A 14,183-nucleotide genomic window follows, 5' to 3' on the forward strand; every position below is an offset into this window, starting at 1 on the left:
TGAATAGTGTTGTTCGGCACTTTAACGCGGCGGGGAATATAGAACTTAGCAGTTCAATATAAAGCACCAAAAAGAGGCAGCGACCGCTGAAATTTGAACGCTTCGACATAATGGAAACAATCTCAGGCCGTAAGTCGAATATGCGTGAGGGAGGATTTGGCGGACATACGCCGTTTGGAGTATTTCCTTAAGGGGCCCGCTTCAAGAGGATGGCGCCGGCAGCGAATGCTGAGGCCCTTGTGTTCAGGCGGCTCAGGGAAGTGTGACGATTAGGGACGATCACAAAAAATGATCAGAGAAGATCAATATAAATGATCGGAGAGAATTGAAGCATATGATCAAGAATGAGCATGACCAGACAGTTTCTTACGCAAACTTTGCCGAAAGCCTTCAGCGTCACGCGCTGACGATACCCGACCAGCTCGCCTACCGCTTCCTGCAGGACGGGCGCGATAACGAAGTGACCATCACCTTCGCTCAGCTCGATATCGCCGTGCGCGCTGCGGCGGCCACGCTGCAACTTTATTGTGCACCGGGCGACCGGGTGTTGATTCTGCTCAAGCCGGGCCTGGATTACGTCATCGGCTTTCTCGGTTGCCTGTACGCCGGCCTGATCGCGGTGCCCGCCTACCCGCCGGGTGCGACCAAGACCCTCGACCGCCTGGACGGTATCCTCGGCGACTGCCGCCCCGCCGCCGCCTTGACCACCCGCGAAGACATAGCGGCGATCCGCGCCAGGCTGGCCGAGGTCGCACCGGCAACCCAGGTGCTGGATCTCGCGGACCTCGACCACGCCACCGCCATTAACTGGCAACCTGTGCCTGTCACACGCGCCGATGTGGCCTTCCTGCAGTACACCTCGGGGTCCACCGGCAACCCCAAAGGGGTCATAGTGACCCACGGCAACCTGATCCATAACTCGCAGAGCATCCACGAGAACTTCTCGACCCATACCAGCAGCCACAACGTCAGCTGGCTGCCGCCCTATCACGATATGGGGCTGATCGGCGGCATTCTGCAGTCGGTCTATATCGGTTTCCCCTCCACCCTGATCGCCCCCATCCACTTTCTGCAGCGGCCATTGCGTTGGCTGCAAGCCATCAGCAAGCACCGCGGCACCATCAGCGGCGGGCCGAATTTCGCCTACGAATTGTGCCTAAAGAAGATCAAGGAAGAAGAACTGGCCGGGCTTGACCTCAGCAGCTGGGAAGTTGCGTTCAATGGCGCCGAACACGTGCGCGCGCAGACGATCGAGGCGTTCCAGAACAAATTCGCCCGCTGCGGCTTCAAGACCAGCTCGGTATTCCCCTGCTACGGGCTGGCCGAGGGGACCCTGCTGGTGACCTGCGACAGAGCCGCGCGCGATCCGGTGATCCGCCACTTTCACGCCGCCCTGCTCGAGGACAACCGGGCCGAGCCGGTGCCCCAGGCGTTCGTCGCCGAGGCCCCGGAACTGCGCGTGCGCACCCTGGTCAGCAGCGGCCGCGGCATTCCCGGGCATGAGCCCTTTATCGGCGACCCCGAGACAGAAGAACGCCTGGCCGACGGTCGGGTCGGCGAGATCTGCGTAGTCGGCGACAGCGTCGCCAATGGCTACTGGCAGCGCCCGGACAGCACCGCCGCGGCATTCCGCCCGGCGCGCCAGGAGCAGACCGCCCATGGCAGTTTCTTTCGCAGCGGCGACCTCGGTTTCCTGCTCGACGGCGAGCTCTATGTCACCGGACGGCTCAAGGACCTGATCATCCTCAATGGCGTCAACCACCACCCCGGTGATATCGAAAGCACGGTGTTCCGCGTGGATGAAAGCTTCCGCCCCGACGGTTCGGCCGCATTCAGCGTCGAACTCGACGACAGCGAACAGCTGGTGATCGCCCAGGAAGTGGAGCGGCGCGCCCTCAGGAGCCTCGACGTGCCGCGCATCCTGGCCGAGATCAAAGCCGATCTGTGGCAGCAGCACAGGGTGGCGCAGCCGGCGATTCTGCTGGTTCTCGGCGGCACGCTGCCGCGAACCTCCAGCGGCAAGGTCCGGCGCCAGGAATGCCGGCGTTTGTTCGAGCCCTTTATCCGTGAACTGCATGAAGGGCTGCAGGCGGACGCCGAAGGGGTGAGCAAGAAGGTGGTCGCCGCGGAACTCGGCGGCCAGGTTCTGCTCGATATCAGCCGCAACAGCCAGACTCTGGAAGTATGAGTTTCCTATCGGGCAGTGCCCTGCACAGTGTTCCCGCCCCCAGCTTGCTGATCCCGCCTAGCCTGCGGGCTCCGCTGGCAGGCTTATATGGCAGAGGGCGTACGTTGCTTCCGTTGCTACCGTTACTCCCGCTGCTGCCGGAGGACAGCCTGGAACGGCTGACCCTCTCGCGCATGCTCAACGCGATCGCGTCGGCGCGAACCCTCGACGACTTGAAGCTGCAGACCCGGCGGGCGCTGTCGATGTACCTGCCGTGCGAAAACTTCGTGTTCGCCAGCGGCCGGGTCCGGGCTCATCGGGCGTTTATTTCCAACCTGATCCACACCGATGCGGTGTCGGAAGACTACCTGCGCGCCATAGTCGGTACCGGGGGGATTATCCCGCCACTGGGGATCGACCTGATCGAGCATTGCGGTCGGCCGAAGCTCACCACCACCGCCGATCTGGACAATCCGGTTGAGCGCGTCTGGGCCGATATTTTCCGCCGGCACAGCATTACCAACGTGGCCTGGATGATTCTGCCCGGGCTGCATCGCAGCACCTTTACCGGCTATTTCTTCCTCAATACCTCGGCGGAGGTGGCTCACGATAACAAGTTAAGGATGACCATATTGGCGCCTTACCTGCACATTGCGCTAAACCGGATACTCGGCGCCCAACTGCTGCATGAGCACCATAACGACAAGAGCAGCGCGCAATTTATCTCCATCCTGTCGTGCCGCGAAGCCGAGATCTCACGCTGGGTAGCGCGCGGCAAAACCAACTGGGAAATCGGACAGATCTTGGGAATAAGCGACAAGACAGTCAAAACCCATATACAGAATATTCTCGGCAAGTTGCAGGCATCGAGTCGAGCACAGATCGCTGCGTTATTTTCCGACGAATAGCCAGCGTAAACACTTAATCTTTAACAACAACTAAGAGTGGCGGCAGTTTTAAACTGCCGCCTTGTACTGCGCCCGCAATAATGCAGCGCATGCGCCTGGCTACGATTGGAAATAACCGAGTAATCAGCATAACGGCGAAGTCATTACTCCCAACGGAGTATTGAGAAGAGCACGGCATGCGCAGACCATTAAATACGCAGAAATAGCGCAAGAAATTAACAGCCCGTTCAAGGCAATAAATCCGCGCCTACCGCATAACAATAAAAAACCTATGCCTAACGGCATTTATTTCGCCTGCTAAATAGCCTCGCGCCTTTAATCCGCACCATGGCGCTACAGGTTTTTATATGGACAGGGCAATTCTGGAGGACATGTGCATATTGACGACATAACCGCCTCAGTCACACAAACCGTGGCCGGCTTGCTGGAAGTCGATTTAGGCGCACTCGATGTGGAGCGCTCGTTCCACGAGATGGGTGTCGACTCGGTGCTCATAGTCGGGCTTTCCGCCGAGTTCGAAGACCTCTTCGGCATCTCGCTGGACCCCGAATTCGCCTATCAACACGACAGCGTGCGCAAGATCAGCCAGCACCTGCACAGCGTTATGACCATGGGGGCCTAGGTAAATCATCATGACTGTTTCCCTACTCAACAAAACCCGCCAGGAACTGCTCGACTTCGCCGGTCTCGATGAGACCGTGGCCAGCGCCAGTGGCACGCGCATCGTCACGGCCAGCGGGCAGACCCTGATCGACTTCGTCGGCCAGTTCGGCGCCGTGCCGTTCGGCTATGGCGCGCAGCCCATCATCGCCGCGGCCAGCGCCTTTCTCGGCTCGGGGCAGCCCAGCTTCGTCCAGCCGCTGATCAACCCGCAAGCCGAACAGCTGGCCCGGCGCCTGATCGACATCGCCCCCGGCAATATGGCGAAGGTCAGCTTCGCCACCAGCGGCGCGGAGACGGTCGAGGCGGCGATCAAACTGGCCCGCGCGGCCACCAACCGCGAGCTGATAGTCGGCACCTGCACCGGCTTCCACGGCAAGACCCAAGGCGCCGTGGGCGTCACCGGCAAGCCGATATACCGCGAGCCCTTTCAGATCCGTCCGGATGGCTATACCCATATTCCCTACGGCGACCTCGCCGCGCTCGAACGCGTGCTGCGGGAAAACCGCGTCGCGGCCTTCTTCGTCGAGGCCGTGCAGGGCGAAGCCGGCATGATCACCCCGCCCGAAGGCTATCTGCTGACCGCCCAGGAACTGTGCCGCAAGCACGGCGCCCTGTTCGTGCTCGATGAGATCCAGACCGGCCTCGGCCGCACCGGCCATCTGTTCGCCGCCAATGCCAGCGGCCTCACCCCGGACGTGCTGTTGTTGGCCAAGGCCCTGGGCGGCGGCCTGGTGCCGATTGGCGCCTGCATCTACGGCGAGCAGTGCTGGAGCCGGGATTTCGACCGCCACCACAGCTCGACCTTCGGCGTGAACGGCTTTACCGCGGCCATCGGCCTGGCGGTGATCGAACACCTCACGGAGAACGACGGCGCCGTGGTGCAACAGGCCGCCGCCCAAGGCGCCTATCTGCGCGCCGGGCTCGAACGCCTGGTAGCGAATTACCCGCAGGTGTTCGAAAGCCTCGACGGGCGCGGCCTGATGCTCGGCCTTAAGTTCCGCCGCTGGCCGGGTGAGCGCCTCTACACCCTGTCCCTGGCCAGCTCGTTCGGCGCCCTGGTGCCGATCGTCTGCGGCTACCTGAAAACCCGGCATGGCCTGTACTGCCTGCCGACCCTGAGCGAAGGCAACGTGCTGCGGATTCAGCCGCCCCTGTGCATCACCCGCAGCGATATCGACCTGCTGCTGGAAGGCCTGAGCGCGGCCTCCGAGCTGATCGCCCACGATCAGCAGCATCGCCTGATTCTCGAGGCCCATGGCTTCCCCGCCCCGCGCGCCCCGCTGGCCAAATGGTCCGCCACGGCCGCGGCGAACCCCCGCAGCCATAGCCCGAGCGGCCAATGCCTGGGGCGCTTCGCCTTCTTGCTGCACCCGACCACCCAGGAGAGCGTCAACGGCGACAGCATTGTCGATGCGCTCGGCATAGTTGGGGAAGAAAAGGCCTTTATGCAGGACTGGCTGGCCGAGTTCTCGGATTGGGCCAAGCCCGACCTCGACACCGGCGTGTCCTACCATGCGCGGCAGATCTACAACGCCCAGGGCGACTATGTGGAAGGCTGGCTGGTCGGCAGCTTGCTGCAACCACGCGACCTGATGCGCCTGAGCCTGAGCAAGCGGCGCAAGCTGATCGACAACTACCTGGACACCGTGCGTACCCTTGGCGTCGATTTCGTCGGCCTGGGCGCCTACACCTCGGTCATCTCCAACGCCGGTGCCGATGTGGTCAACGACCAATTCCACACCACCACCGGCAATAGCCTCACCGCCATGGTCGGCGTCGATGCGCTGCTCAGCACCTGCGCCAACCGCGGCGCGCCGCTGGCCAAACGCCTGACCGGGGTGATCGGCGCCTATGGCTCGGTGGGCCGCCTGGCCAGCTTGCGACTGGGCAAATACGCCGAACACCTGGTGCTGCTCGGCAACGCGGCCAACCAGGGCGCCATGGCCGAACTGCGCCTGGTCGGCGGCGAGCTGTACAGCGCGGCCTTGCGCTCCATCCAGAGCGGACACCCCAGCGGCATCGCCAAGACCCTGGCGGCGCTGCTGCCGGACCCGGCCATAGTGCAGCGCCTGCTCGACCGCGACCTGACTGACGACGCCCAACTGCGCGAGCTGTTCGACAGCATCGACGCCCTGGCGCAGGAGAACAGCGCCGTGCAGCCGCCGGTGGTGGTCGCCTCCGACCTGGCGCTGTGGCTGCCCCAGCTTGAAGCCGTGCTCTCGGCCACCTCCAATGGCTCGGCCTTTATCGACCCGGCGGCCTTGCACCACAACGCGATCATCTGCGACTGCGCGCAGCCGCCGGATATCGGCCGCAGCTCGCTGCCGCAGCGCCCCGACGTCACGGTGATCGAAGGCGGGCTGATCCATCTGCCCGAGCGCAGCCAACGGCTCGGCAACCAGAACCTCACCGACCTGCCCACCGGCGTGACCTTCAGTTGTCTGGCGGAAACCCTGGTGCTGACCATGGCGGGTAAACAGCGCGATTACAGCATCGGCAAACGGCCACCGCTGGAAGATGCCGAGGCGATCTTCCAGCTGGCCTTGAACTTCGGCTTCGCCCCTGCCGTGGAGCAGTTGGTCGAGAAAGCCGGATAACTACAAGAATGACTGTCGAGGACTAATCCCATGTCGATGCAACACGCAAGAAGCATTACCGAACAACGCCTGCCGGGCCTGATCGCCGCCTTGGAAAGCCGCGGCCGGATGGCCCTGGAGAAGGCCGATCCCAGCGAGCTGTGCGATCTGTTCCGCGACTTTCGCGCCGCTGGCCTGATCATCCCCGAGGCCTTCGGCGGCATCGGTTCCTCGCCGCGCGAGACGGTGGAAATTCTGCGCGCCATAGGGTCGCTGTGCCCGTCGCTGGCGGTGATGATGACCATGCACCACCACACCATCGCCACCATAGTGCAGCTCGGCGGTCTGATTCCGGCGGCCGATGAGCTGCTCTGCGGCATTGCCCAGAACCAGCTGCTGATCGCCTCGGCATTCGCCGAAGGCCGGCCGGGCGCGGAGATCTTCAACTCCAGCGTCAAGGTTCGTGCGGTCGAGGGGGGCTTCGTTCTGCAAGGCACCAAGAAGCCCTGCACCATGAGCCACAACATGGACGTGATAGTGGTCGGCGTCGCCCGCGAGAACGCCGATCAGAGCGTTACCCAGGGCTTCGCCGTGGTCTTCAACGACGGCAGCCAGATCGCCCGCGAGCGCTTCTGGAAGACCTCGGTGCTGCAAGCCGCCGACAGCAATGCCTTGGTGTTCGACGACGTGTTCGTGCCTAGCGAATTTATGTTGCTCGCCGAAGCGGCCGGCGACGAGGTGGCCGTCTCGGCCCAGGAAACCTCGCTGTCCGGGCTCTGCTGGTTCCAGCTGATGGTCGGCGCCACCTACCTCGGCGTGGCGTCCGCGCTGGTGGATATGCTGCTGAAAAAGCGCAATACCGACAACGCGCAGCTGGCCCAACTGGCCATCGAACTGGAAGGTGCCCATCAGGCGCTGGTCGGTACCGCGCGCGAACTGGAAGAGCAGCGCGCCGCCGACACGACCACCTACAGCAAGGCGCTGTGCACCCGCTTTATGGTGCAGGGCGCGGTGGAACGGGCGACCAATCTGGCGGTGGAACTGCTGGGCGGCATGGCCTTTATCGCCTCCGACGAGGTCGCCTATCTGCTCGCCGCCTCCCGGGCGATCTGCTTCCACCCGATCTCCCGCGCCGCCGCCACGCCACTGCTCGCAGACTTCCTACGGGAATCGGCTGCCCCTAGCGCCGTGGCGAAAGTGGCCGCGGAAGCCGTGTGCGCCTAACCCCAGCCACCAGCCCCTGAGCCCACGCTCAGGGGCGGGGACGCACGCCTGCAGCGACTGTCGACCTTTTGGCCAAAACGGCAGCGGTCGCGGCGAGAAGCCATTTTTAACGCAGCCTCACCGAGCGCAGGCATTTTGAAAATAGCTTCTCAGATGATCAATATGACTCAGTAGGAACCATGACCTCATGGCCACGACGACAGACTCGCTCTATCCGCAACTACCGGGAAATATCAGTCCGGTGTTCCATTTCGTTGCCGTCCCGCTGTTCACCGTGCTGCTGGTGTTCAACACCGCCGCCATCGGCGTAATTCTTGCCCTGGCGCTGGTGCTGCAACTGGGTCGGCGCACCCTCGAACTGATACCGGGAGTCGCCGCGCTCGAACATGCCAGCGCCGCGTTCTATCACCGTCAGGTTCAGCGTTTGGCGAACAAGGTGCTGAAAGACCCGCGCGACGAACCTATTCTGGCGGCGGCGATCAGCCTCGGCTTGACCGCCTTTCCGCTGTTTATCGCGCAGCTGGTGATCAAGGATATTTCCTGGCCGCTGGTGCTGGGCTTCTACACCTTCGTCTACGGGCCAAACATCCGCGCCTATGTACGCTCCTTCAGCTCGATGCACCAGGAGGGGCACAAACCCGGCGGCATCTTCAAGCGTTCCAGCCTGCTGGAGAAATGGACCGGCAACTCCTTCCTCTACATGTTCTTCGCCATCCCCATGGGCCTGATCCCCCACGCGGCGGCGCACCTGCAACAGCACCACCGCGAGAACGCCGGCCCGCTGGATGTCTACGCGACCGCTCGCTACGACCACGCCAGCCTCTGGGACTTCCTGGTCTATATGGTGCGCGAGGTGATGTATCAGCAATTTATGGTCTCGCCCTACCTCTACTTCAAGAGCAAGAGCAAGCCGCTGCAGATGCGCAGCATGCTGGCCGGCAACCTCCTGCACCTGGCGCTGTTCGCCCTGCTGGCGGCCTACAGCCTGCCGATTGCAGTGTTCTACATGCTGGTCCCTTGGCTGGCGAGCAACTTCCTGATGGGCGTGATCCATTGGAGCCAGCACGCCTTCTACGGCGGCCAGCAGGACCCCAAGGACTTTATGTACAACACCGTGACGCTGCTGGAAACGCCGGTGAACACCCTCAACGAGGGCTACCACGTCTGCCATCACCATTGGGAAAACGTGCACTGGTCGGAGAGCCCCGCGCTGTTCGAGCGGCTCAAACCTGAGATGCAGGCGGCGCAGTCCATGGTGTTCCGCGACCTCAGCGTGCTTGACCTGTTCGTCCTGCTGATGCTGCGCCGCTTCGATGCCCTGGCCGACAAGCTCGACTGGTGGGAGCCGCTGTCCCAGGAGGAAAAAGTCGCCCTGGTAAAACGCCGGGCGGCGGCGGCGCCCATCGCCGAGCAAGAGCAAGCCCATCAGCAGAGCACGGCCGCCCGCAGCAAGCCGAGCACTGCGCACCTCCAACAGCAACCGCAGCAGGCGTGAAGTGACCATGAGCAGAGCGCTGACCCTGAAAGTCGCATCCATCGAACGGGAAACCGACGATGCCGTCACCATTCACTTGAAGCAGCCGCTGCTGAGGAAGATCAAGTACAGCGCCGGTCAGTACCTGTCGCTCGAGGTCGAGGTCGATGACCAAGGCGCCAAGGGCTGTCGCGCCTACTCCATCAGCAGCACCCCGGGCCTGGATAAGACCCTGTCGATCACGGTCAAGCGAATCGCCGGCGGCAAGGTGTCGAATCGCCTGGTGCAGCAGTTGGCCGCCGGCGATGCGGTGCATACCTTGGGCGCCCACGGCCGCTTCACCTTCGCCCCGCAGCCGGGCAAGCGCCGCCATCTGGTGCTGTTCGCGGCCGGCAGCGGGATCACGCCGATCTTCTCCATTCTGAAATCGGCGCTGCATTTCGAGCCGGACTCGCGCGTGTCGCTGGTCTATGGCAATCGCAACACCGACTCGGTGATCTTTCGCGACAAGCTCGAACGCCTGCAGCGGATGTTTACCGATCGCCTGCACGTGGTGCATGTGCTCTCGCAGCCGGACGTGCCTTGCCGGCACAGCGGCCGCCTGACCCAGCAGCGGGTGAGCGAGATCATGCAGTCGCTACCGACTCACTCGGGCCGCCCCAGCGAGTTCTACGCCTGCGGCCCCAACGGCATGATGGACGAGGTGACCGGCGCGCTGCAGGCCATGGGCATTGCACCGGAAGCGGTGCATATGGAGAGCTTCACCCCGGCCAAGGCGGCGCCGCAGCAAACTCAATCCAGCGCGCCGAAGCAGGTGCAACTGCTGATGCAGGGGCAAGAATTCAACTTCGCCGTCGCCGCCGGCCAGACCCTGCTGGAAGCGGCCCTGGCCAACGGTGTGCAACCGCCCTTCTCCTGCCGCAGCGGTTTCTGCACCGCCTGCGTCTGCACCAAATTGGCCGGGGAAGTCGAGATGCGCGAGGACCACGGTCTGTCGGCGGCGGAACTGAAAATGGGCCAGGCCCTTATGTGCATCGGCTACCCGGTGACGGACGACGTTCGACTTCAGGTCGAGTAGTGGCGTCCATCAGTGCGAAAACCCCAAGAAGGTGGATACGGTGAATAAAGAATCGGTTTTGGCGGCACAAGATGAAATTCGCCTGGCGAAACGCGCCGAGCTAAAAGTCGACCGCGAACGGCTGGCGCAGCTGTTGGCGCTGCAGCAGCCGAACCCGCTCAGGTTTATGCTGTGGGCGGCGCTGCATGTGGCGGTGTGGGTGGCCTGCGCGGGATTTATCCTGACCAGCGACAACATTCTCGGCCAACTAGTCGCGGTATTGATTCTGGGCAACCAGATGCATTCCTTCACCATCCTGCAGCACGACTGCGGTCACCAGAATGCCTTCCGCTCGAGCCTCTTGAATCTGTGGGTGGGGCGCTTCTTCGCCTGGTTTATCGTCTTCCCGTTCTCCTCGTTCACCGAGTGCCACAAACACCACCACCGCTATCTGGGCGACGCGGACAAGGACCCGGACGAGTGGAACTATGCCGCCGGCGTGAAGTGGATGTTCCTGCGCATCGCGGTGTTCGTGCCGCGCTTCACCTACTTCTCCCTGGTGCGTTACGGCAAGGCGGTGCGCAACCTGGTGCTGCGCGAGCTGATCTTCAATCTGCTGTCGATGGCCGCCGTGTGCGCCTGGTTCGTCAGCCAGGGCATGTTCTACGAGTTCGTGCTGATCTTCGCCGTGCCGCTGTTCCTGCTGGCGGCGGTGATCAACCCGATCTCGCGCGGCTACGAGCATTTCCCCATGGCGACTATCGAGCCCGAACACGACGACCGCCTGGACCTGGCGAAGAATACGGTCACCGTGACCAGCCGTGTGCTTAGCCTGATCTGGGCCAATATCAACTACCACGTCGAGCACCACGTCTATCCGGGGGTGCCCTTCTTCAACCTGCACAAGGTGCACAGGCTGCTCGACAACAAAGCCTTCCTGCGCGATCGCTGGCTGCTCGCCCGCCTGTTCACCCAGCGCCCCAGCGAGCCCCGGCACGCTGCCTCCGCAGACGTATCCCCTGCCGCCTGACGCTAGCTGATAAGGAATCAGGATGGACTGCATTTTCTGCACGATAGTCGCAGGCGCCGCGCCTGCCGCCCAGGTCTACCGCGACGAGCACTGCATGGCCTTGATGGACGTGCATCCGTTGGGGCAAGGGCATGTGCTGCTGATTCCATTGCAGCACGTCGAGAAGCTGGAACAGCTGGCGGCGCCCACCCGGCAACACCTCTACCGGGTCTTCGACAACCTGGTCGCGGCGCAGCGCCGGGCCGGCTTCGGCGTCGAAGGCACGCACCTGATAGTCAACGACGGCAAAGCCACTAACCAGCACATTCCTCATGCGCACCTGCACCTGGTGCCGCGCAAGCGCGGCGATGCCTTGGGTTTCGGCTGGCGCATGTTTCTGCATTTCACCGGCATCTTCGGCTGGCGTAGCCGTCACGACATCTTGCAGGCACAGGCGGATGCCATAGCTGCCCAGCTCGAACGCATCACCGCGCAACAACTCACAGCCCGGACGCCTGCAGAACAGGCATTGGAGCAAGCGCGCTAAGGGACTACAACCGAGCGGAGAACACCTTTTCAGCCGTACCACTAGCGCTGCGGGCAACCCTATTCCAGCGCGACCATAGCCAGGGGCAAGTAAACAAGATGAACGCAGAACGCCAGGTGTCCGCCATTGCGGACAAGGTTTACCGGGTCCTGATCATTGGTGCCGGCTTTTCCGGCATCGGCATGGCCGTTCGCCTGCAACAGCGCGGCGAACGCGATTTCGTGGTGTATGAAAAAGAAGCCGGCATCGGCGGTACCTGGTGGGTCAATCAGTACCCGGGCTGCGCCTGCGATATACCCTCGCATCTCTACTCGTTCTCCTTCGAACCCAAGCCGGACTGGTCGCGGCGCTTCTCGCCGCAAGCGGAGATCCGCGACTACCTGGCGCAGTGCGCGCACAAGTACGACCTGTTGGCGCATATCCACTGCAACACCGCAGTCGCCTCGCTGCGCTGGCTCGAACAGCGAGCGCTGTGGGAAGTCACGGATACCACGGGCCGGGTGGTGTTCGCCCAGGTCGTGGTGGCCGGCACCGGCGCGCTGTCCAGCCCCGACTACCCGGCCATCCCCGGCTTTGAACGCTTTCGCGGCCGGATCTTCCACTCCCAGCAGTGGGACCACGATTACGACCTCACGGGCAAGCGCATCGGCGTGATCGGCACCGGCGCCTCGGCTATCCAATTTATCCCCGAGATACAGCCGATCGCCGCCCAGCTCGCGGTCTTCCAGCGTACCCCGCCGTGGATCATCCCCAAACCGGATCGCGGCATTTCACAGCTCGAACAAGGCGTGCTGCGGCGCTTCCCGAGATTGCAGCGCCTGGTCAGAGGCATCCTCTACGCGACCCACGAAGCCCGCGCGCTCGGCTTCGTCTTCAACCCGCGCCTGATGACCTTGCACAAGCTGCTGGCCCTCAACCTGCTGCGTCGTCAGGTCAAAGACCAGGCACTGCGCAGCAAGCTCACGCCCAGCTACGCGATTGGCTGCAAACGCATTCTGATCTCGAACAACTACTACCCGGCCATGACCCAGCCTAACGTCGCGCTGATCACCAGCGCGATTCGGGAAGTCAGCGAAGACGCCGTGATCACCGCCGACAACCAGAAACATGAAGTCGACGCGCTGATCTTGGGCACTGGCTTCAAGGCCAGCACGCCCTTCCCGCGCGGGATGATCTTCGGCCGGACCGGCCAGGACATATTCGACGCCTGGAGCGCCGGACCCGAAGCCTACAAGGGCACCACGGTGGCGGGCTTCCCCAACCTGTTTCTGCTGATGGGCCCCAACACCGGGCTCGGCCACAACTCCATCGTCTATATGATCGAATCGCAGATCGCCTACATCCTCGGCGCGCTGGATACCCTGCAGAGCCGGGGGGCCAGCAGCGTCGATATCCAGCCCCAGGTCCAGGAGCGTTTCAATCTGCTGCTGCGCCAGCGCATGCAGGGTGCGGTCTGGACAGTCGGCAACTGCAAGAGCTGGTACAGGCACGCACAGACGGGGCGCAACGTGGTGATCTGGCCGGGCTTCAGCTGGATGTTCCGCCGCGAGACCCGACGCTTCGATGCCGAAGCCTATCGCCTGACCGGCAGCACGACCGACGCGGACCAACAGTTACGCCTCGACCACTCGCCGGCTAGACCCGCACGGCCTGCGCGCGTACCGGAAGAAGAACCACAACAATAAGCACAAGGAGATTGGCCATGAGCCCTTCCGCAAAATCGGTCTTCGTCTTCGGCTGTTATCTGTTGCTGCTGGGCATACCGCTCTTGCTTGCGCCGAACCTGCTGCTGGAGGTTTTCGGCTTCCCGCCGACCCAGGAGGTGTGGATCCGCATAGTCGGCCTGCTGGTGCTCTATCTCGGGGTTTACTACGTGCTGGCCGGACGCAAGGAGATTCGCGCCTTTATCAGCGCCACCGTGCCTGTGCGTGCCTCGGTGCTGCTGTTCTTCAGCATCTTCGTCGCCAACGCTATGGTCTCGCCGATGCTGCTGGTGCTGGGCCTGCCCGACCTGCTCGGCGCATTTTGGACCTGGCAAGCGCTGCGTAACGAGCGGGTTGCGGCTTCCCTGGCCAGCGCTTAGGCGGTTGTAAGAAAGCCCCTCAACAACAGCCATTCACCCCTCTGTTTGCAGGAGAGGTGCGCCAATCGCTGCCCTGGTACACGTCTTCCTCCGTTTAGGCTAAAACAAGGCTATGTCCTAATTACGCGTTGCACGCAGCTTTTGTAGGGTGGGTTAGTGGCGCAGAGGCGGGCTGGTAAAGACACTGCGGAATGTGTGCGCCACGTAACCCACCAAGCGGTGACCGGCCCCATCTGGTGGGTTACGGCGCAACTGACTACGCATTCGCAGATAGCCCGTGGTCATGCGCCTAACCACCCTACGAGCTGCCCTGGCACAAACACCCTTCCCGCTTAACCCTCCCTCCGCCACGGCTAAAGCGCCCTATTACAGGCTACTGGCCGCTTCCTGACACAACTGCCCGGCCAGCATGCCCAGGGTCATCAAGGCGCGCTCGGCTTCGCGGTTCCACGGAATACCGCAATTGAGGCGGATG

12 protein-coding genes are annotated in these 14,183 nt (G+C 62.8%); 11 read left to right on the forward strand and 1 reads right to left on the reverse strand.

Annotated elements, in window-relative coordinates:
- Positions 1-334: 334 nt before the first annotated feature.
- From Q8Q83_RS13015 to Q8Q83_RS13065, 11 genes are all read left to right on the forward strand, one after another.
- A complete protein-coding gene (locus Q8Q83_RS13015) occupies positions 335-2,188 on the forward strand; it encodes a fatty acyl-AMP ligase (protein ID WP_305624357.1) in 1,854 nt (617 codons plus the stop codon).
- A 113-nt stretch (positions 2,189-2,301) separates the two neighbouring features.
- The gene (locus tag Q8Q83_RS13020; protein WP_305624359.1) at positions 2,302-3,075 is read left to right on the forward strand and encodes a LuxR C-terminal-related transcriptional regulator; all 774 of its coding nucleotides are present in this window, start codon (positions 2,302-2,304) and stop codon (positions 3,073-3,075) included.
- 373 nt (positions 3,076-3,448) lie between these two features.
- Positions 3,449-3,697, forward strand: a complete 249-nt coding sequence (locus tag Q8Q83_RS13025) for an acyl carrier protein (RefSeq protein ID WP_305624360.1) — start codon at positions 3,449-3,451, stop codon at positions 3,695-3,697.
- A gap of 10 nt (positions 3,698-3,707) precedes the next feature.
- The gene (locus tag Q8Q83_RS13030) at positions 3,708-6,335 is read left to right on the forward strand and encodes an aminotransferase class III-fold pyridoxal phosphate-dependent enzyme (RefSeq protein ID WP_305624362.1); all 2,628 of its coding nucleotides are present in this window, start codon (positions 3,708-3,710) and stop codon (positions 6,333-6,335) included.
- Between the two features lie 30 nt (positions 6,336-6,365).
- Positions 6,366-7,538, forward strand: a complete 1,173-nt coding sequence (locus Q8Q83_RS13035; RefSeq protein ID WP_305624364.1) for an acyl-CoA dehydrogenase family protein — start codon at positions 6,366-6,368, stop codon at positions 7,536-7,538.
- A 187-nt stretch (positions 7,539-7,725) separates the two neighbouring features.
- The gene (locus tag Q8Q83_RS13040) at positions 7,726-9,033 is read left to right on the forward strand and encodes a fatty acid desaturase (protein WP_305624366.1); all 1,308 of its coding nucleotides are present in this window, start codon (positions 7,726-7,728) and stop codon (positions 9,031-9,033) included.
- 7 nt (positions 9,034-9,040) lie between these two features.
- A complete protein-coding gene (locus tag Q8Q83_RS13045; protein ID WP_305624368.1) occupies positions 9,041-10,090 on the forward strand; it encodes a ferredoxin--NADP reductase in 1,050 nt (349 codons plus the stop codon).
- A 40-nt stretch (positions 10,091-10,130) separates the two neighbouring features.
- The gene (locus Q8Q83_RS13050) at positions 10,131-11,099 is read left to right on the forward strand and encodes a fatty acid desaturase (RefSeq protein ID WP_305624370.1); all 969 of its coding nucleotides are present in this window, start codon (positions 10,131-10,133) and stop codon (positions 11,097-11,099) included.
- 22 nt (positions 11,100-11,121) lie between these two features.
- Entirely contained in the window at positions 11,122-11,625 is a 504-nt protein-coding gene (locus tag Q8Q83_RS13055) for an HIT family protein (RefSeq protein ID WP_305624372.1), read from the forward strand.
- Between the two features lie 98 nt (positions 11,626-11,723).
- Complete coding sequence (locus Q8Q83_RS13060; protein ID WP_305624374.1) at positions 11,724-13,310, forward strand: NAD(P)/FAD-dependent oxidoreductase; 1,587 nt, start codon at positions 11,724-11,726, stop codon at positions 13,308-13,310.
- A gap of 17 nt (positions 13,311-13,327) precedes the next feature.
- Positions 13,328-13,708, forward strand: a complete 381-nt coding sequence (locus Q8Q83_RS13065) for a hypothetical protein (protein ID WP_305624376.1) — start codon at positions 13,328-13,330, stop codon at positions 13,706-13,708.
- Positions 13,709-14,074: 366 nt separating this feature from the next.
- On the opposite strand, the gene Q8Q83_RS13070 is transcribed toward Q8Q83_RS13065, so the two are convergent.
- On the reverse strand, positions 14,075-14,183 hold a 109-nt coding region (locus tag Q8Q83_RS13070), incomplete at its 5' end, for a hypothetical protein (protein WP_305624378.1).

It is taken from the genome of Pseudomonas sp. (assembly GCF_030696055.1).
In the GTDB taxonomy this organism is placed as follows: domain Bacteria; phylum Pseudomonadota; class Gammaproteobacteria; order Pseudomonadales; family Pseudomonadaceae; genus Aquipseudomonas.

Excerpts from the sequence above, each read along its gene's own strand:
- Q8Q83_RS13015 (WP_305624357.1), top strand. The coding sequence starts at position 335 with ATGATCAAGAATGAGCATGACCAGACAGTTTCTTACGCAAACTTTGCC.
- Q8Q83_RS13030 (WP_305624362.1), top strand. The coding sequence starts at position 3,708 with ATGACTGTTTCCCTACTCAACAAAACCCGCCAGGAACTGCTCGACTTC.
- Q8Q83_RS13035 (WP_305624364.1), top strand. The coding sequence starts at position 6,366 with ATGTCGATGCAACACGCAAGAAGCATTACCGAACAACGCCTGCCGGGC.
- Q8Q83_RS13040 (WP_305624366.1), top strand. The coding sequence starts at position 7,726 with ATGGCCACGACGACAGACTCGCTCTATCCGCAACTACCGGGAAATATC.
- Q8Q83_RS13045 (WP_305624368.1), top strand. The coding sequence starts at position 9,041 with ATGAGCAGAGCGCTGACCCTGAAAGTCGCATCCATCGAACGGGAAACC.
- Q8Q83_RS13055 (WP_305624372.1), top strand. The coding sequence starts at position 11,122 with ATGGACTGCATTTTCTGCACGATAGTCGCAGGCGCCGCGCCTGCCGCC.
- Q8Q83_RS13060 (WP_305624374.1), top strand. The coding sequence starts at position 11,724 with ATGAACGCAGAACGCCAGGTGTCCGCCATTGCGGACAAGGTTTACCGG.
- Q8Q83_RS13065 (WP_305624376.1), top strand. The coding sequence starts at position 13,328 with ATGAGCCCTTCCGCAAAATCGGTCTTCGTCTTCGGCTGTTATCTGTTG.